Annotated in this window: 15 protein-coding genes and 2 pseudogenes; 6 read left to right on the top strand and 11 right to left on the bottom strand. The window is 73.1% G+C overall.

Annotated features, from left to right (window positions below; genetic code table 11):
* Positions 1-482, top strand: a pseudogene (locus KME80_RS43230) (hypothetical protein); the annotation flags it as partial.
* A gap of 13 nt (positions 483-495) precedes the next feature.
* Here the strand turns inward: KME80_RS43230 and KME80_RS43225 are convergent.
* Positions 496-1,782: an ABC transporter ATP-binding protein gene (locus KME80_RS43225; protein ID WP_219517397.1), complete on the bottom strand. Its 1,287-nt coding sequence runs from the start codon at positions 1,780-1,782 to the stop codon at positions 496-498.
* Between the two features lie 230 nt (positions 1,783-2,012).
* Between KME80_RS43225 and KME80_RS43220 the strand changes: the two genes are divergently transcribed.
* The 4 genes from KME80_RS43220 to KME80_RS43205 all read left to right on the top strand — a co-directional run bounded on the left by KME80_RS43220 (position 2,013) and on the right by KME80_RS43205 (position 6,529).
* A complete protein-coding gene (locus KME80_RS43220) occupies positions 2,013-3,473 on the top strand; it encodes a glycoside hydrolase family 13 protein (RefSeq protein WP_219517395.1) in 1,461 nt (486 codons plus the stop codon).
* A gap of 5 nt (positions 3,474-3,478) precedes the next feature.
* Positions 3,479-4,504, top strand: a complete 1,026-nt coding sequence (locus KME80_RS43215) for a LacI family DNA-binding transcriptional regulator (protein ID WP_219517393.1) — start codon at positions 3,479-3,481, stop codon at positions 4,502-4,504.
* On the top strand, positions 4,501-5,370 hold the full coding sequence (locus tag KME80_RS43210; protein WP_219517391.1) for a carbohydrate kinase family protein: 870 nt from the start codon (positions 4,501-4,503) through the stop codon (positions 5,368-5,370). Before KME80_RS43215 ends, KME80_RS43210 begins: the two co-directional genes overlap by 4 nt.
* 112 nt (positions 5,371-5,482) lie before the next feature.
* Positions 5,483-6,529 carry a trypsin-like serine peptidase gene (locus tag KME80_RS43205; protein ID WP_219517389.1) on the top strand — a complete coding sequence of 349 codons (1,047 nt, stop codon included), beginning with the start codon at positions 5,483-5,485 and terminating at the stop codon, positions 6,527-6,529.
* Here the strand turns inward: KME80_RS43205 and KME80_RS43200 are convergent, their stop codons facing one another.
* The 8 genes from KME80_RS43200 to zwf form a co-directional block, all read right to left on the bottom strand.
* On the bottom strand, positions 6,530-8,482 hold the full coding sequence (locus KME80_RS43200) for a serine/threonine-protein kinase (protein WP_219517387.1): 1,953 nt from the start codon (positions 8,480-8,482) through the stop codon (positions 6,530-6,532).
* Between the two features lie 570 nt (positions 8,483-9,052).
* The gene (locus KME80_RS43195) at positions 9,053-9,271 is read right to left on the bottom strand and encodes a hypothetical protein (protein WP_219517385.1); all 219 of its coding nucleotides are present in this window, start codon (positions 9,269-9,271) and stop codon (positions 9,053-9,055) included.
* 412 nt (positions 9,272-9,683) lie between these two features.
* Entirely contained in the window at positions 9,684-12,914 is a 3,231-nt protein-coding gene (locus KME80_RS43190) for an NACHT N-terminal Helical domain 1-containing protein (protein ID WP_219517383.1), read from the bottom strand.
* Between the two features lie 27 nt (positions 12,915-12,941).
* A complete protein-coding gene (locus KME80_RS43185) occupies positions 12,942-13,619 on the bottom strand; it encodes a class I SAM-dependent methyltransferase (protein ID WP_219517381.1) in 678 nt (225 codons plus the stop codon).
* 43 nt (positions 13,620-13,662) lie between these two features.
* The gene (gene eda, locus KME80_RS43180) at positions 13,663-14,274 is read right to left on the bottom strand and encodes a bifunctional 4-hydroxy-2-oxoglutarate aldolase/2-dehydro-3-deoxy-phosphogluconate aldolase (protein ID WP_219517380.1); all 612 of its coding nucleotides are present in this window, start codon (positions 14,272-14,274) and stop codon (positions 13,663-13,665) included.
* Between the two features lie 64 nt (positions 14,275-14,338).
* Entirely contained in the window at positions 14,339-15,325 is a 987-nt protein-coding gene (locus KME80_RS43175) for a glucokinase (protein WP_308126172.1), read from the bottom strand.
* On the bottom strand, positions 15,301-17,235 hold the full coding sequence (edd, locus tag KME80_RS43170) for a phosphogluconate dehydratase (protein WP_219517379.1): 1,935 nt from the start codon (positions 17,233-17,235) through the stop codon (positions 15,301-15,303). Before edd ends, KME80_RS43175 begins: the two co-directional genes overlap by 25 nt.
* Positions 17,232-18,716: a glucose-6-phosphate dehydrogenase gene (gene zwf, locus KME80_RS43165; protein WP_219517378.1), complete on the bottom strand. Its 1,485-nt coding sequence runs from the start codon at positions 18,714-18,716 to the stop codon at positions 17,232-17,234. Before zwf ends, edd begins: the two co-directional genes overlap by 4 nt.
* A 142-nt stretch (positions 18,717-18,858) precedes the next feature.
* Between zwf and KME80_RS43160 the strand changes: the two genes are divergently transcribed.
* Entirely contained in the window at positions 18,859-20,034 is a 1,176-nt protein-coding gene (locus KME80_RS43160; protein ID WP_219517377.1) for an ROK family transcriptional regulator, read from the top strand.
* A 9-nt stretch (positions 20,035-20,043) separates the two neighbouring features.
* On the opposite strand, the gene KME80_RS43155 is transcribed toward KME80_RS43160, so the two are convergent.
* Together KME80_RS43155 and KME80_RS43150 are read right to left on the bottom strand one after the other, a co-directional pair.
* On the bottom strand, positions 20,044-22,083 hold the full coding sequence (locus tag KME80_RS43155) for a glycoside hydrolase family 71 protein (RefSeq protein WP_219517376.1): 2,040 nt from the start codon (positions 22,081-22,083) through the stop codon (positions 20,044-20,046).
* A gap of 147 nt (positions 22,084-22,230) precedes the next feature.
* Positions 22,231-22,493, bottom strand: a pseudogene (locus tag KME80_RS43150) (hypothetical protein); the annotation flags it as partial.

The raw sequence follows: 22,493 nt of genomic DNA, 5'->3' as shown, positions 1-22,493 counted from the left end.
CCGCCGCCGCGGCCCGCGCCGCGCGGCCGGCCGCCGGGCGGGCGGCGCCCGAGGTGACGCTGGAGGAGAGCGCCCGCGCGTGCGAGCGGGACTTCGAGCGGGCCGCCGCCGAGGGTGACGCGCCCGCGGCGGCCCGCGCGGTGCTCGCGCTGGAGGCGGAGATCGCCAGGTGGGCGGCCGACACGGAGGAGGACGCGGGCGGCGTTGAGCAGGCGAGGGAGCTGATGCGGCTGCTCATCGCCCGGCTCGGCGAGCTGGCCGCCACGGCCGGCGTCCGCGCGCTCGTGGAGCCGCTGCTGGCGCTGCGCACCACGCTGCGCGGCCAGGGCAAGCACGGCGGCCAGGGCGGGCAGGGTGGTCAGGGCGGGCAGGGTGGCCTGGGCGGCTACGAGGTGGCGGACGCGCTGCGCGCCGCTCTGCTGGCGGGCGGCGTCCAGGTCGAGGACACCCCGGACGGCCCCCGCTGGACCCCGGCCTCCTGAGCGGAGGGACGGGTCAGCGGCGCGGCTTGTCGATGCGGGCGCCGTCGGTCGTGAAGAGCATCAGGCGGTTGGGGTCCACACCGACCTTCGCGGCGTCGCCCGCACGCCAGACGGGCCGGTTGCCGAGGCGGACGATGAGGTCGGCGCGGCGGTGGATGCCGCTGCCCGGGTGCTGCCCGACCTGCTCCTGCTCCTGCTGCTCCGGCTCGCCCCGGTTGGGCAGCAGACGGCGGACGAGCCCGGCGATGCCGCCGGAGCCGCTGCGCTGGCCGTTGCGCAGCGCGGTGCGGTCCGGGGGCTCGGGCACGGGCACCGCGGGCACGCCGCACTCGATGTAGGCGAGCCATTCGTGCCCGTGATACTCCAGCGCCCGCACCCGCCCGAAGAACGACGGCCCGTCGTACGACTCGGGCACCGGCGCGAGCCCGTCGGGCCGCATGCCGACCAGCACCTGCCCGCCGGTGTACTGCGAGATGGCGTACGCGCGCGGATCGCTCCACGGGATCGTCAGCCGGTGCGGCCCGAAGTCGAGCAGCACGTACTGGTTCTGCGGCGTGCGCACCGTCGCTGCCAGCAGGTTCAGCTGCTGCGAGTTGAGGAACGCCGCCACGAACGCCGTTGCTGGATCGTTGTAAATCTGGGCCGGAGTGCCGACGTCCTGGAGGACGCCGCGGTTCAGGATGGCGATCCGGTCGGCCAGGGTGAGGGCCTCGACCTGGTCGTGCGTCACGTAGATGGTGGTGACGCCGAGCGACCTGACCAGGGCGGAGATCTCCATGCGCAGTTCGGTGCGCATGCCGGCGTCCAGGTTGGACAGCGGCTCGTCCATGAGGAACAGCTTGGGCTGGCGGACGATCGCCCGGCCCATGGCGACGCGCTGGCGCTGGCCACCGGACAGCGTGCCGGGGCGGCGCTCCAGGGTCTCGTCGATGTGCAGCGCCTTGGACAGCTCGGTGACGCGCTCGCGGACCATCGCGGGGTCCGACTTGGCGATCTCCAGGGGGAAGGCGATGTTCCCGCGCACGGTGCGGTGCGGGTAGAGGGCGCCGTTCTGGAACACCATGGCGACGTCGCGGTCGCGCGGCGCCAGGTGGTTGGCCATCTGGCCGTCGAGCCACAGCTCGCCGTCGGTGATCTCTTCCAGCCCCGCGATCATGCGGAGCAGGGTGGACTTGCCGCAGCCTGACGGGCCGAGGAGGACGAGGAACTCGCCGTCCTCAGCCTTGAGGCTCAGGCGATCGACCGCGAGGTGGTCACCCGGATACACCTTGGTCACTTTGTCGAGAACGACCGAGCTCATGGGCCCACACCTTGCGCACGTGTCACCTGTGACGGGGCTGATTGAAGAGGTAGTACATCGTGCCTTAACGCCGCGTGTCCACCCTTGACATAAAAGATCTCGCTCGCGGGGGTTTCGGACGGGGGTTTTGTGCATCCGAACACCTATATTTCCGGATGCGCGGCCCTGGAAGGGCTTGCGAAAACTTGCCGCAAGCCTTTCAATGGTCGAGAACTTACGGGGGGTAAACCATGACCGCGTGGTGGCGTGACGCCGTGATCTACCAGGTGTACGTGCGCAGCTTCGCCGATGGCGACGGAGACGGCGTCGGCGACCTGATAGGCGTGCGCGATCGCCTGCCCTACCTCGCCGGGCTCGGCGTCGACGCGATCTGGCTGACCCCTTTCTACACCTCGCCCATGGCCGATTTCGGCTACGACGTCGCCGACTACCGCGACGTCGACCCGCTGTTCGGGACACTGGCCGACGCCAAGGCGCTCATCGACGAGGCGCACGGGCACGGCCTGCGGATCATCGTGGACATCGTGCCGAACCACACCTCCTCGGCCCACCCCTGGTTCCAGGAGGCGCTGCGCGGCCACAACCGCGACCGCTACATCTTCCGCGACGCCCCCAACGACTGGGAGTCGATCTTCGGCGGCCCCGCCTGGACCCAGGTGGACGACGGGCAGTGGTACCTGCACCTGTTCGACTCCTCCCAGCCCGACCTCAACTGGGAGCACCCCGAGGTGCGCGCCGAGTTCGAGTCGATCCTGCGGTTCTGGCTCGACCTGGGCGTCGACGGCTTCCGCGTCGACGTGGCGCACGGCATGGTCAAGCCCGCCGGCCTGCCCGACATCGGCCACACCGGGCAGACCCGGCTCATCGGCAACGACGTCGTCCCGTACTTCGACAACGACGGCGTGCACGAGATCCACCGCGCCTGGCGGCGTGTCCTCGACTCCTACCCCGGCGAGCGCATCGGCGTCGCGGAGGCGTGGGCGCCGACGCCGGAACGGCTGGCCCTGTACGTGCGGCCGGACGAGCTGCACCAGGCGTTCAACTTCCACTTCCTGTTCGCGCCCTGGGACGCCGCCGCGCTGCGCGAGGTGATCGACTCCTCGCTCGCCACCGCCGGCTCCGTCGGCGCGCCCTCCACCTGGGTGCTGTCCAACCACGACGTCAAACGGCACGTCACCCGCTACGGCAGCCTCGCCCGGGCCCGCGCCGCCGCCCTGCTCACGCTCGCGCTGCCCGGCTCCGCCTACGTCTACCAGGGCGACGAGCTCGGCCTGCCCGAAGTGCTCGACCTGCCCGCGGAGCTGCAGCGCGACCCGCAGCGGCTGCGCGACCCCGACAGCGGCCGCGACGGCTGCCGCGTGCCCCTGCCGTGGACGCGCGATTCCGGCTGGCGCGACCCGTGGCTGCCCGTCCCGCCCGCCTGGTCGGAGCTCAGCGTCGAGGCCCAGGACGGCGACCACCGCTCCACGCTGGAGCTCTACCGGCAGGCGCTCCGGCTGCGCCGCACCTTCTCCGGCGACCTCGTCTGGCACGACTCGCCCGAGGGCACGCTCGTCTTCTCCCGCGGCGACCTGCTGTGCACGGTCAACCTGACCGGCGAACCCGCCGACCTCGCGCCCGGCGCCGAGCTGCTGCTCTCCTCGGACGTCCCCGGAGCCGCCGATTCGGCCGCCTGGTGGAAAGTAAAGTAGCGGCCATGAACGGTCACGCTCGCCTAGCCGACATCGCCGCCCAGGCCGGGGTGAGCGAGGCCACGGTCAGCCGTGTGCTCAACGGCAAGCCCGGCGTCTCCGCGGCCACCCGGCAGGCCGTCATGACCGCGCTCGACCTCATGGGCTACGAACGCCCGCCCCGCCTGCGCCAGCGCAGCAACGGGCTGATCGGCCTGGTCACCCCCGAGCTGGACAACCCGATCTTCCCCGCGTTCGCGCAAGCCATCGAGAAGGCCCTCACCCAGCACGGCTACACGCCGGTGCTGTGCACCCAGCTGCCCGGCGGCGCGCCCGAGGACGAGTTCACCGAGCTGCTGGTCGACCGGGGCGTCAGCGGCATCGTGTTCGTCTCCGGCCTGCACGCCGACACCACCGCCCGGATGGACCGCTACACCCGCCTCACCGACCGGGGGCTGCCGATCGTCCTCGTCGACGGCTACAGCGAGCACATCGCCGCGCCGTTCATCTCGCCCGACGACCGCATGGCCGCCCGGCTGGCCGTCCAGCACCTGGTCGACCTCGGCCACGAGCGGATCGGCCTCGCGCTCGGGCCGCGCCGGTTCGTGCCGGTGATCCGCAAGATCGAGGGCTACCGGCAGGCGATGGCCCAGCTCCTCGGCGCCTCCGCCGCCGACGAGCTCATCACGCACTCGCTGTTCTCCGTCGAAGGCGGCCAGGCCGCCGGCGCCCAGCTCCTCACGCTCGGCTGCACCGGCATCGTGTGCGCCAGCGACCTCATGGCGCTCGGCGCGATCCGCGCCTGCCGCGAGAGAGGGCTGTCGGTGCCGGGGGAGGTGTCGGTCGTCGGCTTCGACGACTCGCCGCTGATCGCCTTCACCGACCCGCCGCTCACCACCGTGCGCAAGCCCATCATGGCGATGGCCCAGGCCGCCGTGCAGACCCTGCTCGAAGAGGTCAACGGCGCCCCGGCCAAGCACGTCGAGCTGATGTTCCAGCCCGAGCTCGTCGTACGCGGCTCCACCGGCTCCGGCCCGCTGGTCAACCGGTGAAGGACGTCCTCGTCCTCGGCGGCGCCGGCGTCGACTCCACCGTCTACGTGCCCGAGCTGCCGCTGCCCTACCGCGACACCTACCACGTGCCGCCCGTCGTCGACCGGATCGGCAACACCGGCGCCGGCGTGACGCTCGGCTGCGCCGCGCTCGGCCTCGACGTCGCCTTCGCCGACCTGATCGGCGACGACCCGCAGGGCGCGCTCGTCCGCGACGCGCTGCGCGGCGTCGACTGCGCCTGGAGCCACGCCGAGGCCGGCACCCGGCGCAGCGTCCTGCTCGTCGGCCCCGACGGCCGCCGCACCTCCCTGTTCGACCCCAAGGCCACCCCCGGCGAACGGCTGCCGCGCCACCTCTACACCGGCGTCCGCGCCCGCCACGCCCACGTGTCCATCACCGACTTCTGCCGTCACGTCTACCCCGACCTCGCCGGCACCCCCACCTCCACCGACCTGCACGACTGGGACGGCGTCAACCCCTACCACGAGGACTTCGCCCACCGCTCCGACCTGGTCTTCCTCTCGGCCACCGCGCTGCCCGACCCGCCCGCCACCATGCGCGCCATCCTCGCCAGGGGCCGCGCCCACACCGTCGTGTGCACCCGCGGCGCCGACGGCTGCCTCGTCCTCACCCGCGACGGCGACCTGCGCGCCTTCCCCGCCGCCCCGCTGCCCGGCCCGGTCGCCGACACCAACGGCGCCGGCGACGCCTTCGTCTCCGGCTTCCTGTACGGCACCCTGCGCGGCCTGCCCGTCGACACCTGCGCCCGGCTCGGCGCCATCGCCGGAGCCCACGCCTGCACCACCCCGGGCACCCACGAATCCCCCATCACCGAAGCCACCCTCCTCGAACGCTCTCGAACATAGAAGCGAAAACCTCTTCCCGGGCCGTCCCACGGCAGTTACGATCACGCTCGTGGCCGGCCCCGGCGATCACCTCCTGGGCCGAAGTCCACGCCCTTGACTCGACGGGAGATCGATGAAGAGACTCGCGACGTTCGCCTGCGGGATCGGCCTGACCTTGCTCGGATCCTCCGCCGTCACCGTTCCGGCCCAGGCCGCGACAGCCGTGACGAGCCCGCTGGCGGCCACGACGGCGACCGCCCGGGAGGTCGCCGCGTTCTGGCTGACCGGCGGCGGAGACAACCTGAAGAACGCGACGCCCTACGACGTGCGGACCGTGGTCCAGGGGCAGCGCACCTCCGGTCAGGTCGTGCCGGACGGCAAACCCGGCGCTCTCGCGCCCGTGCCGGGCCCGGAGCCGTCCGACGCGAAGCTCCCCACGACCTCCGGCAAGGTGTTCTTCGTCGGCGGCGACGGCCTGCCGCACTGGTGCACAGGCACCGTCGTGCAAGCGACGTACCGCAACGTCGTCGCCACGGCCGGACACTGCGCGTACGACATCCAGCGCTCGGACGTCAGATTCGACAAGTGGGTCTTCGTTCCCGGCTACTCCGGTGACGGGGCGACGCCTTGGGGCCTGTACGTCGGCAAGCAGGTGGTGGCCCACTACGACTTCGACGCCTACACCGACCACGACCGCGACTTCGCCTTCGTCAACGTCTACAGCGGCGTCGTCTCCTCGGACGGCGTGCTGAGCAGCACGGGAAGGCTGGCCGACAACGTGGGCGCGCAGGGCCTGTCGTGGAACCAGCCGATCGACTCCCCGCGGACCGTCTTCGGCTACCCGGCCGGCGCCCACCCTGACGGCACCGGACCGCACACAGGGGAGACGCTCGAAACGTCCACCGGGCCGGTGTCCACCATGACGCTCTCCGACCTCCCGGTCGACCGGCCGATCGGCGTCGACTCCCCGTTCCCCGGGCCAGGCTCGCTCGGCTCCTCCTGGATCGAGCGCTACAGCAAGAACGAGCGTGCCGGCTACCTCAACGGCATCACGATCAGCGTCTCCGACACCGATGGCGACAACCGCTACGACACCGCCGTCTCGCCGTACTTCGACCTTCAGACGGCCCAGGTCCACAAGGCGGCCAGCGTTTCCTGGACCGGATCGATCCTCGTCTAGCTAGCCGAGGCTGATGCGGACGCCGTCGCTCAGGGCGGAGTCGTGCAGCTCCAGGCCCGCCGGCTCGGCGTCGCGCGGCAGCTCGAACACGAGGGTGCCGGTGAACGACTTGCCGGGGCCGATGCTGATCGGGGAGATCTCGGCGCCCTCCTTGTCGAGCAGGCGGGAGCCGTCGTGGGCGCCGTCGTCGGCGTCGAGGAGCTTCTGCTGCGCCGGGTAGAGGACGCGGGCGTCCTGGCCGACGTTGCTCACCTTCAGGGCGATCCGGCAGGTGCGCCGCTTGGCGGACCTGGCCGGTTCGGGGCACTTGGCGGCCGTGACGGCGAAGCTCAGCTTGCCGTCGCGCACCGGCTCGCCGTCCTCGCCCACGGCGGGGCCGCGTGACATCCAGATGAGCACCGTGATCAGCACCGCGATGAGCACCAGCGTGATCACCAGGGCGGTCATGCAGCCGGTGAACACGTTCCGGCCCGTCCGCGCGGCCTTGGGGAAGGGGCGCGGCGGGAGCGGGCCCTGGCCCGTACGGTGCGGCGCCATCGGCACCGGGCCGGTCCGCTCCGGGTGCGGCAGGGACGACGGTACGGGGCCGGTGCGCTCGGCGTGCGGCATCGGCCCCTGCCGCGTCCGGTCGCCACGCGGCTGCCCTCCCGGGACCGGGCCCGTACGGTCGGCGTGGGGCATGGCCGTGGGGCCGGTGCGCTCGGCGTGGGGCATGGGCGTGGGCCCGCTGCGCTCGGCAGGGGGCACGGGTGCCGGGCCCGTACGCTCCGGATGGGACGCCGGGACGGGGCCGGTGCGCTCCGGGTGGGGCGCGTGCCCCCGCGCGGACCCGTGCCCGGGCGGCGGTGGCGGCGGCGCGGCCCCGTGCCGCGACGACGACTGCGCCCCAGGCGGATGCCCCTGCGGGCCGTGCGGCGCCTGCGACGACCCTTGCGGCCTCTGGGCCGCCTGCGGGCCCGGTGGGCGGTGCGGGGCGGCGGAGGGCTGCGGGCCGCGGGACGGCTGCGGCCCCGGAGGCGCGGGGCGGGGGCCCGGACGGCGTGATCCGGCGGCCAGCGGGGGGAACTCGGCCGGGTTCCACGAGTCGGTGAGGTGGCGGGTGGCGGCGAGCTGCGCGGCCGGCTCGTCCGTCGCGCTCACCAGCTCCAGCAGCAGCTGCTTGGCCGTGGGCCGGCGCGCCGGGTCGGGGTGGATGGCCGCGGCGACCAGCCGGTCGAGCGGCGCGGGCAGCCCGCGCAGGTCAGGCGGCGCGGTGCGGGCACGGGCCGCCATCACGTACGCGTCGCCCTCGCCGAACGGATGCCCGCCGAGCCCCGCGTAAGCGATCAGTGACCCCCACGCGAACACGTCGCCCGCAGGGCTCGTACGGCCCTCGAAGACCTGCTCGGGCGCGATCCAGCCAGGCGTGCCCATCACCATGCCGGCGTTGGTGTGCCGGGAGCCGACGTGCGTCGAGCGGGCCAGGCCGAAGTCGATGACCCGCGGCCCGGCCAGCGTCAGCATCACGTTGGCGGGCTTGAGGTCGCGGTGCACCAGCCCGGCGGCGTGGATGGCGGTGAGCGCGGCGGCGACCCCGACGGCGGCCGAGTGGAGCATCGACGACGACAGGCTGCCGTGCTCGATGAGGTGATCCTCCAGCGAGACGCCGTCGATGTACTCGGTGACGAGATAGAGGACGCCGTCGTGCTCGCCGTGGTCGAGCACGCGGGCGGTGCAGAACGAGGCGACCTTGCGGGCGTTGGACACCTCTTCGTGGAAGCGTGCCCGGTAGACCGCGTCGGCGGTGAAGTCACGGCGGATCGCCTTGAGCGCCACCTGCTCGCCGTCGCCGCCACGGGCCAGGTAGACGGTGCCCATGCCGCCCGAGCCGAGCCGGCTGAGCAACTCGTACGGGCCGATCGCCGGCGGATCCTCCGGCGTCAGCGGAGTGCCGGAGCGACCCTGCTGCCCCAACGTCGCTGTCCTCTCGCCGTCGTCATCCCTGCCGACCAACCGACCATGTCACCCCAGACTCTAACGGAGGAAGCGACCGCTCGGTGGCGGTGCGGCGACCTCGGTATCACCGGCTGCCGGGCAGGTGCGGCACCCGCAGCTCGATGATCTGCGCGTACACGAAACCGCCCACCTCGCCGGGGCTGCGGCCTCCTCCGCCCGGCTCAGGCGCTTCCCCGCGCCGTAGGGCCTTGCCGCCCCTCGGCGGTTCTCCATCAGCGGGCCCCGCCCGGGCCCTCGCTCCGCTCGGCGGCCTTCCCGGGTGCGGCTCCGCCGCGCGCCGCCCTGTTTGGCCGCCTGGCCACGGAACGGCCTTGCCGGAGCGGGGAGAGGAGAGACGGCCGGATCAGGTCGGGGCGGGAAGCCACCCGCAGTAGTGAGATCGAGCCATGGCCGGGTCGTGCGACGGCGACGTGGCCGCATCAGTGAGGGAGGGAAGGATCGCAGCCTGACCGGTGAGCGTAGCCAGGTCGCGTGGCACGGCACAGCAGAAGCCCCCGACGCATCGGGGGCTTCTCGCAGGCAGCGGACCTACGGCTGGGGACGCTGGATGCCGTAGTGGTCGAGCAGCATGCCCACGCCGTACTCGATACGGCTCAGCCGCTCGTCCATGCCGGAGAGCCGCTCCGTGTGCTCCACCAGCCAGTCCGTGTGTTCCGCTTGGACCGCCTTGATCTCGGCCAGATCCAGGCCGGTCTGGAACGCCCACGACTCCAAGACGCGGACGCGCTCGTCCATGCTCTTGGTCACAGTTGATCTCTCCTGCGGTGGACGTAAGGGAGCTGGCTGATATCCGCAGTCAGGTCCCGCTTTCTGCAGGCTAGTCGATCCCCGGGCTCCGCCGCCGAGAGGCGCCGTAATCTCGGCCCCACGTGACTGCTACGTCCGGAATGGGGGCGCACGCTCCGCTCCGACGTCCCCTGAGCTGCGCCAAGCGAGTACGTTGCGAGCAGACTGACCGTCCTGCCCGGCATGTAGCCATGGTCCTGTCCGGCCGAGGATGCCGTGCCGGACCGTTGGCGGCGGCGAACCGTCGATGGTGGGAGCCGTAAGGCCGAGGCTCCACGGGGGTCCACGGCGGCACCGGGCGGCTGGTCGGCCCCCCAGGTGGCGGTGCCATCGGCGCCCGGAATCGACCCGCGGAGGGGATCATCGCCCCAGGTCACGCCTTGAGCCGTTTGAGCCGGTTGCCGAGCAGGTGGCCGTTGCGCAGCTCGTGGTCGGCCATGACGTAGACGGTCAGGCGCCTGAGCCCGGCCAGCGGCGCGAGGTCGAGGCCGGGAGCGGCGTCCACCAGCATCAGGCTGCGCAGTTGGTGCAGAGCCGCCAGGGGAGACAGGTCATCCAGTTCGAGGCAGTGCATCAGGTGCAGGTAGCGCAGCCGTGACATCGTCGCGACCGGACGCAGATCCCGCACCGGTGTGGCGTTCAGACGCAGGACGGTGATCGACGTGCATCCCGCCAGCGGGGACAGGTCACGCAGTTCCTTGACGCCTGACAGGTCGAGGCGCCGGAGGGAGAGGCCCGCCAATGCGTCCAGATCCGTCAGCCGGGTGTAGCCCGGCAGCTCGAGCGAGATGAGCTTGGGCGCCCGCTCCACGAGGTCGCGCATCGAGGCGACCACCGGCGCCTCGGACAGGGCCAGCCTGATGAGGCCGCCGAGGTCCGGCAGCATGTCCCACCGGGTCACGTGGCGGGCTCGCAGCAGTTGCAGCTCACGTAACTCGGGCCGGCCGTGCAAGGGAGTGAGGTCCTTCAGGTCTGACGCGTCGTCGAGCGACACCTCGGTCAGGTTGCGCAGCCCGGCGAGGAAGCCGAGGTCCGTCGCCCGCATCAGGTGGACGGTCATCAGCGCGGTCAGCTGACGGATCTCCCGCAGGACGTCCGCGGCCACAGGCCGCTCCAGCGCGAGCTGGCTGAGCGACTCCCGATGGACGAGCAGCGGTCCGAGATCCGTCACGGGAGCCTCGACGCTCACCCTGCTCTGCGGAGGGAGCTGCCGCAGCGCGTCGAACTGCCCGGCGGTGTGCACGGTGAGCCATTCCGTTCCCGTCATCGACGCCAGGACGCGGCTCGCGTACTGGCCGGGCTCGAAGTAGCGCCAGCCCTCGATCAGCTCCCCCTGCACCTGCGGGCGCTCGTCGGTGGCGTAGCGCGCCAGCACGTCCAGCGCCCGAGGCCCGTTGACGAGCCAGGCCGTCCGCACACACGCGCGGGCCGCCGCCGCGGACAGCCCGGCGAGGCCGGCCGGCAGCCGGTCGAGGACCACCGGCCCGGCCGCCGCCAGCGAGCGCGCCGAGGCGGCGTCGCGCGGCGGCACCAGGTCGTCCAGGCAGCTATCCACCGCCTCGCGCAGCGCCGCCGGCACCGACGGCAGCGTCTCCAGGCACGCGCACACCAGCACCTTCAGCCGCCGGGCGTGGCGCGGCTCGGCCGCCATCCGCGCCAGCAGGCCCCGCAGCAGCTCCTCGCGCAGGGGCGCGTTGGCGTGACCGGCGGCCATCACGACGACCTCGCGCCACTGGTCGCGGTGGGCGTTCAGGACGAGCGGCTCCACGTCGCCGTCCTCGGCGGCGGCGCGGGCCGTCAGATACTCCTGTACGGTCCGGTGCACGAAGTCGACGCGCCCTTCGACCGGCTCGCGCAGCACCCCGCTGCGCTCCAGCAGGTAGTCGAGCACCTGCGCGCCGGTCGCCCGCACGCGCGGCATCCCGGCGACGACCTTCTCCACCCGGGCGAGCGCGGCGGGCTTGGCGAGCTCGACCCGGTTGGTGACCGAGAGCTGCCAGGCGAGCTCCTGCAGCACCTGCGTCTTCTGGGCGCGGTCCAGGTGCAGGTCGCCGTAGCTGGGGATGGTGCGTTCGGCGTCGCGCCGGTGCAGCAGCATCTCCAGCGCCGCCGCGTACAGGCCCATCCGGTCGGGCGGCAGCTGCGAGGCGCGGTCGAGGTTGAGCGCGCACAGCATGGCGGCGAGCAGCGGCGTCGCGGCCAGGGCGCGCAGGTGGGCGGCGCCGTCGAGGTGGGCAAGGAGGCGGGCGCGGACGACGGGCAGGTGTTCGGGCGGGCAGGGCAGGCCGGTGCCGCTCCTGATCGCCTCGTGCCAGTGCTCGACCAGGGCGCGCGTGTCGGACGGCGTCATCCGCTCCAGGAACGCGGGCGCGAACCCCTCCTCGTCCAGCCAGGACGAGCCCGCAGCCGACGGCCGGCTGGTGATCACGACCCGGGTCGCGGGGAACTCCGCCAGCAGCGCCCGCAGCCACGGCCTGATGGACCTGCGCTGGGACCCGGTCAGCTCGTCCACGCCGTCGATCAGCAGCAGCGCCCGCCCGGCGGCGAGCTCCCGGTGCGCCCAGCCGGCCGGCATCAGCCCCGCCAGCGGCCCCGCCGTCAGGTCGAGGAACCGCTCGGGCCTGGGCAGCTCGCGGTCGGCGTAGCTGCGCAGCTTCACCAGGAAGGGCACGCAGCCGTTCCAGCTTGCCAGCTCGCCCTCGAACCCGCCCCGCGCGGCGGTGATCGCCAGCCAGCGCAGCAGTGTGCTCTTGCCGCCACCGGCCTCGCCGCGCAGCAGCATCCTGCGGCCCTGGCCGAGCGCGCTCTCCACGCGCATGGTGGCGGGCTCGTCCTGCCGGTCGTCCCAGGGCTCGTGCGCGGCCCGGCCGCGCGCGGCCGACACCGACAGGCTGATGTACGCCACGCTCAGGGACGTACGCGGCCGGAACCGCTCGATCCGGACGCCGAGCAGTTCGAGGCTGTCGAGCGTCCGAGAGACGTGTTCCAGGTAGCGGCGGCGGAAGCGCACGTCCCGGTCGGTGCCGTCGGGCGCCTCCAGGGTGCGGACCGGCAGCCGGTCGAGCACGGCCGCGATCTGCTCGCCCACCCCGGACAGGCGGGCCAGCGTCTCGGCCGCCGCCCTCGGGCCGAACTCGGGCAGATGGCGGACGATCCGCACCAGGCAGTCGCAGCACTCGTCGAGCACCACCTCGTACAGCCGGGACGCCGCCTCGCCCAGATCCCGGGGCGCGGGCAGGCTTTCCCGCACGGCCCTCGACAGCCGTACGGGGTCGGCGTCGGCGGCGAGCAGCGCGCGGTCGGACAGGTCGGCGCGGGCCAGGGTGGCGGTGACCTCGGCGAGCACGATCACGCGGTCGTCGTCGCCCAGCCCCGCGAACTCGTGTGCGCACACCTTGAGCACCCGGGCGGTCACCGCGTCGGCGACGTCCTCGATCTGGCGCTCGGCCTTGCGGCGGACGAGCTGGTCGGGGAAGCGCGACCGCATGAGCTCGACCAGGTCCTTGCCCCGGCTCTCGGCGCCGGCCCGGGAGGTGAGCCAGGTGTGCAGAGCGCGGGTGCCGACCGCCTTGCCCAGCCCGAGGGCGGCTGTTTCCAGGGCCACCCGGACATTATGACCCGCCCGGCCCTCTCACACGCTGTCTTCGTCGTCGCCCCGGATGTCGGCGACGAGGGCGTAGCGCTCGTCGCTCACCGGTCCGCCCCACAGGTCGGGGTCACCGCTGAGCGGCACCACGTGCACGTCGCCGGCCAGCGGTCGTACGGCGGCGGCCAGGTCGGCGGCGGTGACCCCGCCGTTCCAGGGGAGTGCCTCGGCGCCGCCCACGTAGCCGTCGCCGCCGCCCCAGCGGCCCTCGATCAGGAGCAGCCGCCCGCCCGGCCGCAGCCGGCCGGCCCAGGCGCGCAGCGCCGCGTGCGGGTCGGGCAGCGTCCACACCAGATGGCGGCAGAGCACCAGGTCGAAGCGCTCGTCGCCGGTCGGCGGCGACGCCGCGTCGCCCACCAGGAACCGGCCGGTGAGCCCGGCGGCGGCCAGCTTGGCGCGGGCCAGCTCGACCATCCGCGGCGCCACGTCCACGCCGGTCACCCGGTGCCCGGCCGCCGCCAGCAGGGCCGACAGCGAGCCGGTCCCGCAGCCCACGTCCAGCACGTCGAGCGCGCCTCCCGGCGCGGCGGGCGTCCAGGCGCGCAGCAGCCGGTCCCAGGCCGCCCGCGTGCGGCCGGCGCGCAGGCCGTGGTCGGGCTCGTCGTCGAACGCCCCGGCGGCGGCGTCCCAGTAGCCGGTGATCGCGGTCATGAGTCGGGTCATGACCGCGATCCTCCCAGCCGCCACCGACAGGAAACGGGGCCCGTTATCGCAGGGCCGCGGCCTCGGAGGCGAGCTTCTCGACGCGCGCCCAGTCACCCGAGGCGAGGGCGTCGGCCGGGGTGAGCCAGCTGCCGCCGACGCAGCCGACGTTCGGCAGCGCCAGGTAGGCGGCGGCGGTCGACGGCTGGATGCCGCCCGTCGGGCAGAACCGGACGTCCGGCAGCGGCCCGGCCAGCGACTTCAGGTACGGCACGCCGCCCGCGGCCTCGGCCGGGAAGAACTTCAGCTCCTTGAGGCCGCGCTCGGCCAGCGCCATCGCCTCGGTGGCGGTGGCCGCACCCGGCAGGTACGGCAGGCCGCTGGCGTCCAGGGCCTCCACCAGGGTGAGCGTCGTGCCGGGCGAGACCAGGAACTTCGCCCCGGCCTCCAGCGACGCCGCGATGTCGTCGGACGTGCGGATCGTGCCGGCGCCGACGCGGGCCTCGGGCACCTCGGCGGCGATCCTGGCGATGGCCTCCAGCGCGGGAGCCGTACGCAGCGTCACCTCGATGACCGGCAGGCCGCCGGCGACGAGCGCCCGGGCCATCGGCACGGCCGTGTCCGCGTCGTCGATCACCACGACGGGGATCACGGGGGCGAGATCGAGCAGGCTCATTGGATTGGTTTCCCCTCCCCGGGGCGGCGGCCCCGGGCTCACGGCCCGCACGCGGGCCTGTCGTTCACGCGGCCAGGTCGACGGCGGCGCGCTGGGCGAGCCAGGCGGCCGCGCCGGTCAGCGCCGGTTGCGGCGCGACGATGAGCGTGGTCGCGATGGCTTCCAGATATGCGGACATGTCAGGATTCGTCGTGAACCGGGTGCGGAAGCTGCTGGCGCACACCCGTTCCACGATACGGGGCAGCACTCCGCCGCCCAGGTAGACCCCGCCCCGGGCGCCGAGCGTCAGCGCCGTGTTGGCGGCGAAGCTGCCCAGCATCCCGCAGAACACCTCGACCGTCTCCGCGCACAGCGGGTCGTCGAGCCGCGCCACGATCCCGGACGCCGTCGCCTCCACGGCGGGCACCCCGTTCACCCGGGCCAGCGCCCGGTGCAGCCGGACCAGGCCGGGCCCCGACAGCACGTGCTCGGCGACCACCTGCTCCAGCCCCTCGGCGCGCAGCACGCGGACGATCTCCAGCTCCCGCTCGCCGGACACCGGCACCGTCACGTGCCCGCCCTCGCCCGGCAGCGGGATCCACCCGTCGCCCGACGGCACGAGGGCGCCGACGCCCAGGCCCGTCCCCGGGCCGAGCACCGCCTTGACCCCGTGCGCGGGCTCCGGCCCGCCGAGCGGCACCAGGTCGGCGCCGCCCAGGCGGGGCAGCGACACGGCCAGCGCCTCGAAGTCGTTGAGCAGCGCCGCGAACGGCACCCCCAGATCGCGTACGGAACCGGCCCACGGCGAGTTCGTCAGCCGGTAGCGGTCCCCGTCGATCGGGCCCGCCACGGCCAGGCACGCCGCCCCCGGCCGCAGGCCCTCGCCGTGCTCGGCGAGATAGGCGTCCACGGCCTCGGGCAGCGTGGCGTACGCGGACCCGGGCAGCACGGCGACCCGCGACGGCGGTGCGCCCATCTCGGTCACCAGGCCGAACCTGGCGTTGGTCCCGCCGATGTCGGCGACCAGCCAGGGCAGGTCGAACGCCTTCACCGGCCGGCCGCCGCGGGCCACGTCGCCACGCCGGACTCCAGGTGCGAGTTGCCGGACCCGGCCGGGAAGCCCAGGCCGGGGCCGTGGTCGGGGGACTCGGCGCCGCTGACGCCGAAGATCCCCGCGCCCTGCTCGGCGTGCCCGGCCATGCGCCGGAACGCGGCGAACAGCTCGCGGCCGGTGCCGACCCACTGCGCGTCGCTCAGCGGGCGGCCGCCGGGCGTCCGCCGCGCCAGCTCCTCGGCCGGGACCTGCAGCTCCAGCGTGCCCGCCGCCGAGTCGAGCCGGATGACGTCGCCGTCGCGCACCAGCGCGATCGGCCCGCCGTCCGCCGCCTCCGGCGACAGGTGGATCGCCGCCGGCACCTTGCCGGACGCGCCCGACATGCGGCCGTCGGTGACGATCGCCACCCGCTGCCCCCGGTCCAGCAGCACCGCCATCGGCGGCGTCAGCTTGTGCAGCTCCGGCATGCCGTTGGCGCTCGGCCCCTGGTAGCGGATGACGGCGACGAAGTCCTGCCCGTCCAGCTCGCCCGCCTCGAAGGCGCGCAGCAGGTCGAGCTGGTCGTCGAAGACCTTGGCGGGCGCCTCGATCACCAGGTGCTCGGGCTTGACCGCCGACACCTTGCTCACGGCCCTGCCCAGGTTGCCGCAGACCATGTGGATGCCGCCGTCGGAGGAGAACGGCGCCGACACCGGCCGCAGCACGTCCAGGTCGGTGCTCTCGGTCAGCTCCGACCAGACCAGCTCGCCGTCCTCCAGCGCGGGCGCCGAGCGGTAGCGGTCCAGGCCGGGCCCGGCCACGGTCAGCACGTCGGCGTGCAGCAGCCCCGCGTCCAGCAGCTCGCCGATGAGCACCTGCATGCCGCCCGCGTCGCGGAAGTGGTTCACGTCCGCCTGGCCGTTGGGGTAGACCTTGGTCAGCGACGGCACCACCTTCGACAGGTCGGCCAGGTCGTCCCAGGTCAGCACGATGCCCGCGGCGGCGGCCATGGCCACCAGGTGCATGGTGTGGTTGGTGGAGCCGCCGGTGGCCAGCAGCGCGACGCAGGCGTTCACCACGGCCTTCTCGTCGACGAGCTCGCCGATCGGCGTGTACTCCGAGCCGTGCGCGGTGATCTCCACGGCGCGGCGGCCCGCCGCCTCCGTCAGCGCGTGGCGCAGCTCGGTGTGCGGGTTGACGAACGTCGAGCCGGGCAGGTGCAGGCCCATGACCTCCATCAGCGCCTGGTTGGAGTTCGCGGTGCCGTAGAAGGTGCAGGTGCCGGGGGAGTGGTAGGACTTCGACTCCGACTCCAGCAGCTCCACCCGGCCCACCTTGCCCTCGGCGAACAGCTGGCGGGTGCGCGCCTTGGCCTTGTTCGGCAGCCCGGAGGTCATCGGCCCGGCCGGCACGAAGATCGCCGGCAGGTGGCCGAAGTGCAGCGCGCCGATGAACAGGCCCGGCACGATCTTGTCGCAGACGCCCAGCAGCAGCGTCGAGTCGAACATGTCGTGCGACAGCGCGATCGCCGTCGACATGGCGATCACGTCACGGCTGTAGAGCGACAGCTCCATGCCGGCACGGCCCTGCGTGATGCCGTCGCACATGGCCGGCACGCCGCCCGCCACCTGCGCCACGCCGCCCGCCCGGCGCACCGCCGCCTTCAGCTCCTGCGGGTACGTCTCGTACGGCTGATGAGCCGACAGCATGTCGTTGTAGCTCGTCACGATCGCGACGCCGGGCTTGGCCGAGCCCATCAGGGCGGGCTTGTCCTCGGCGGGCGCGGCGGCGAAGCCGTGCGCCAGGTTCGCGCACCCCAGGTGGGCGCGGGCCGGGCCCTTGGCGCGGGCGGCCTCGCCGTCGCGGCGGATGCGCTCGAGGTACGTGGCGCGGCTGCGGGCGCTCCGCGCCGCTATCCGGTCGGTGATCTCCTGGATGACGGTGTTCACGCTTCCTCCTCGTGCCAGGCGCGACCGCTGCGGCCGAGCAGTTCGTGGGCGCCCGCGGGTCCGGTGGACCCGGCGGGGTAGGGCTCGGGCAGGGCGGCGGACGCCTCCCACGCCTGCAGGATCGGGTCGATGAAGCGCCAGGCGGCCTCCACCTCGTCCCGGCGCATGAACAGCGTCGGGTTACCGGCCAGCACGTCGGTGAGCAGCCGCTCGTACGCCTCGGGCACGCGCGCGGTGAACGTCTTGCCGAAGCTGAGGCTGAGCGGCACCGGCTTCAGCATGACCTCGCCCGCGCCGGGCTCCTTGGCCATGATGTGCAGCTCGATGCCCTCTTCCGGCTGCAGCCGCAGCACCAGCCGGTTCGGCGTGCCGCCGGGGAAGATGGAGTGCGGCACGTCCTTGAACTGCACCACGATCTCCGAGCGCCGCTGCGGCATCCGCTTGCCGGTGCGCAGGTAGAACGGCACCCCGGCCCAGCGCCAGTTCTTCACCTCGGCGCGGATCGCGGTGAACGTCTCGACCCGGGCCGACGCCTCGGTGGGCGGGGTGGAGCCGGGCTCGTCCAGGTAGCCGGGCATGCCGGCGGCCTCGGTGTACTGGCCGCGCACGGTGAAGCGGTCGACCTCGGTGCCCGCGATCGGGCGCAGCGACTGCAGCACCTTGACCTTCTCGTCGCGGATCGCCTCGCGGTCGTTGCGGGCGGGCGGCTCCATCGCGGTCAGCGTCAGGAGCTGCAGCAGGTGGTTCTGCACCATGTCACGCAGCGCGCCGGCCTGGTCGTAGTAGCCGCGCCGGCCCGGCGTGCCGACGGTCTCGGCGGCCGTGATCTGGACGTGGTCGATCCACAGCGAGTTCCAGATCGGCTCCAGGAAGGCGTTGGCGAAGCGGAGCACGAGCAGGTTCTGCACGGTCTCCTTGCCCAGGTAGTGGTCGATGCGGTAGATCTGCCGCTCGTCGAAGATCGCGCCGACCTCGTCGTTGATCCGCTGCGCGCTCGGCAGGTCACGGCCCAGCGGCTTCTCCAGCACCACCCGCGACTGCGGCGTGACCAGGCCCTCGCGCTCCAGCTCCCGGCAGAAGGGGCCGAACGTCATCGGCGGGCTGGCCAGGTAGAACACCCGGTCACGGCCCTCGAACCCGGCCAGCATGGCGCCCAGCGCGGCCCAGCCGGACCGGTCGTCACCGCCCACGTCGACCGTCAGGTGATGCAACCGGCCGAGAAAGCGCTGCCACCCGGCGTCGTCGTCGGCCGGCACCTGGTCACGTACCTCGGCGTCCACCTTGCCGCGGAAGTCGGCGTCGGTCAGCCCGCCCCGGGACAGGGCGATGATGCGGGTCTCGGGGGAGAGCCGGCCGTCCCGGTCGCTGTGGTAGAGCGCGGGCAGCAGCTTGCGCATGGACAGGTCGCCGGTGCCGCCGAACACGACGAGATCGGCCGTGTGGGAGGCAGAAGAGGCCGGGGAGGACGCAAGGGGGGACACGAGGAGAACTCCGATGATCTACCAAGCAATGGACAGAACGGACACTAGCCAGAGTTTGGGTCGTGCACAACCGTAGTTTTGGTATTCGAGATGAAAAAGTCGTGACTTTTCATGACACAAGGCTCTGTGGTTCACTTGGCCGATGGCACGACGTACCGCCGCTAGCCTCGCCACGAGTGGCGAGGTGCTGCGCCTCATCCGCACCGGTGAGGCCGTCACCCGGGCCGACCTCGGCCGGGTGACCGGCCTGTCCCGGCCCGCGGTGCAGCTCCGCGTCGGCGAGCTGCTCGAACGCGGCCTGGTCGTCGAGCGCACCGACGCCCCCTCCACCGGCGGGCGGCCGCCCGTGCGGCTGGAGTTCAACGCCTCCGGCGGCGTCGTGCTGGCCGCCGCGCTCGGCGCGAGCCGCACCCGCGTCGCCGTCTGCGACCTGGCCGGCCGCGAGCTGGCCGGGCAGGACTTCGCCATCGACGTCGAGCAGGGCCCCGACGTGGTGCTGCCGCTGGTCATGGACACCTGGGACGACCTGCTCCGCGACCGGCCGCGCGAGTGCGTCCGGGGCGTCGGCATGGGCATGCCCGCCACGGTCGAGTTCGCCCAGGGCCGCACCGAGAGCGCGCGGGTCATGGCGTCGTGGACAGGCGTGGTCATCCCGCCCCTGGTACGGGCCCGCTTCCCGGTCCCGGTGCTGGTCGACAACGACGTGAACGTGCTGGCCATCGGCGAGCACCGGGGCGTCTACCCCGAGCTCGGCGACCTCATGTTCGTCAAGATCTCCACCCGCATCGGCGCCGGCGTCATCGCGGGCGGCGGCATCCTGCGCGGCGCGCTCGGCGCCGCCGGCGAGATCGGCCACATCCCGGTCCGCGACGGCGGCGGCGTGCTGTGCCGGTGCGGCAACATCGACTGCGTCGACTCGGTGGCCAGCGGCACCGCGCTGCTGCGCGAGCTGCGCGCGGCCGGGAAGGACGTCAAGGCCATCGCCGACGTCACGGCCCTGGTCCGGGCCGGGGACGCCGAGACGATGGCCATCGTGCGCGAGGCCGGGCGGCGCATCGGCGAGGTGCTCGCGGGGGCGGTCAACATCCTCAACCCGTCGGTCGTGGTGCTCGGCGGCGACATGGCCGAGGCGTTCGGGCCGCTCGTGTCGAGCATCCGCGAGGTCGTCTACCGCCGCTCCACCGCGCTGGCCACCCGGCGGCTGCGCATCGAGCCCAGCCGCCTCGGCGCGAGCGCCGGCATCAGCGGCTGCGCGGTGATGGTCCTCGACCACGTCCTGTCGCCGGAAGCGGTCGACGAGAGCCTCGCGGTCCGCTGACCGGGCGTCTCACAGGGGCCGCTCGCAGGACAGGCCGCCACCCGCGTGGTTGATCAGGTCCTGGTAGACCACGCTCTCCTTGATCGGCGTGTGGCTCTTGACCGTCTGCACCAGCCTGCCGCCCCGCTTCAGCTCGAACACCGGCGTCGTGCCCGGCTTCAGCGGCGCCTTGAACGACACCATGCCGGCCGAGGTCACCTCCTTGGTCCGCACGTCCGAGCCCTGCCTGATGCTGACGACGCCGGGCTCCTTGAGGAAGGCGACCAGCTCCACCTCGTTCCTGGGCGCGTCGCCGTACGGGACCGTGATCGGGCCGATCGTCTGCTTCGTCTTGTCGAACGGCGCGTCGGTGTGGTGGCTGCGGTGGAAGTAGTACAGCGCGTCACGCTTCACCGCCGGCCACTTGCCGGTCTTGAACCAGGTCGTGTAGTACGCGATCAGGTCCATCGGCGCGTAGCCGCGCTCGACCGACGGCGCCACCCAGGACTCGGCGTAGTCGTTCCAGGTCATGAGCGAGATCATGGCCGCGCCGCCCTCGTCGGCCTTGACGAACGACTGCCGGAGCGTGCCGCTGTTGGACGGCTCCCAGTAGCGCTTGTCGCGCGGGCGCACGTCCTCCAGCGAGGCGGGGGCCATGTAGAACCTGCCGCGCTCGGCCGCTTCGAGGCCCGCCCGCTTGTAGCCCTCGGTCGAGCTCTGCCAGCGCACGCCCCAGGAGGAGTAGCCGGCGACGTGGTCGTTCCACTCGGTCTTGCCGGTGCCCTGCCAGTCCAGGAAGATCGGCACCAGGACGGTCTTCATGCCCTTGCCGGCCAGTTTCGCGCGCAGCTCGTCCCACCAGGCCGGGGGCTGACGCTCGGGGTAGAACGGGGCGAGCGGGATCGTGCCGTCGGGCAGGTGATAGAGCGACGGGTGCCCCTTGGCCATCAGGATGTCGGCGATGACCTTGTCGTGCGGGGCGTCCTTGGCCGTGGGGAAGTCCGGGCTCAGCATGATCCGGAAGCCGGGGTCCACGTTCCTGGCCGCGGCCAGCAGCTTGGGGAACTGGTTGAAGCGCTGGTCGGAAGCCGAGGTGTGGTGCTCGTAGACGAAGCCGTCCAGCCCGGCCGCGATGGCCTGACGCACCTCCACCTCGAAGTCGGCCGTGCGCCAGTCGCCGCCGCGCACGGGGCGGGTCAGCGGCCGGTCGCGCGAGTGGCCGCCCTGCGCGGCGTACATGCCGTTGGAGCCGAGCGGGTTCAGCCAGGAGGCGTACTGGTCCTTCGACGGGTCCTTGTCGTCGATCGACAGCGGGTAGGGCGGGAAGTAGAAGGCGAAGACCTTCCGGTCGTACGAGCGCAGCGCCGAGGCCGCCGGCTTGTCGAACGGCAGGCACACGCCGTCCGGCGACGTGGGCGGCGTGGTGGGCGCCGGGCTGCCCGTGGGGGGGCTGCTGGTGGGGCTGCTCGTCGGTGAGGGGGACGGTGTGGCGGCCGCCGGGGTGTAGGTGATCTTGAGCGTCGGGCCCTTGCCCGTGGTCCTGGACGAGTACAGGACTGCCACCGGCCCCGCGGAGGCCGTCAGCCCGAAGGAGTAGGCGCCGTTGCCGGTGAACGCCTTCGAGACGTCCAGCGTGGCGACCTGACCGGCGGTGAAGCCCGTACGCGTGGCCAGGGCCGGGCCGAACGTGGGCCGGGTGTCCCAGGTGGTGCGGGTCTCGGCCCAGTCGCCGGTGACCCGGTGCGCCGAGACCGTGGTGTTGGTCGTCCGGGTGGCGCGCACCTGGAGGGTCATGGTGACATTCCTGGCGTTCTCCGGAATGCCGGACACCTTGAACGCGGTGAGCGCCCGGCGTTCGCCGTCCGTCTTGCCGTTGCACGTCTTCACGCACACGGACATCCATTCGGCGTCGCCGTAAACGGTGGCGGGCGCGGCCTGGCTGATGAACACGTCGCCGGTCGCGGGCGCCGTGATGTTCACCGGCGCGACCGACGCTGTGGCCACGCCGGTCGTGGCGGCGCAGGCGACCGCCACGAAGGCGGCGAGCGCCGCCCGTCGATGGGATGGCAAGGGCTCTCCTCGGAGGGGGTGGAAGATCGCGATCACCCTCCCACGCCGCAGAGGGCACAAGTGGCGCTTTACCGGTATTTCTGGCTGACCGAAATAACAAGTTTTGACCGTAATGGTCAATGGACCGTGCCCGTCCGGGGCGGGTCGCTAGCGGTGACCGCGCAACCGCATGTCGCCGCGGTCCTGGGGCGGCTGCGGGGGAGCGGGCGTGCGGGTGCGGCGGCCGGGCCGCGGGGTCGTGACGCCGGTCGGCGGCTGGGCCGCCGGGAAGCCGGAGCGGTCGGCCTCGGTGACCGGGCCGGAGCGGTCCGGCGCCGGGGCCACGGCCGTTGGGCGGGCGGACGGCCGCCGGGTCGGCTCGCCGGAGCGGCGCACCCGCGCCGGGACCCGCTCGGTGGGGCCGGCGTTGG

This window comes from Nonomuraea ceibae (assembly GCF_019396325.1).
Taxonomy (GTDB): Bacteria; Actinomycetota; Actinomycetes; order Streptosporangiales; family Streptosporangiaceae; genus Nonomuraea; species Nonomuraea ceibae.
This window is presented reverse-complemented; position numbering and strand designations above follow the sequence as displayed.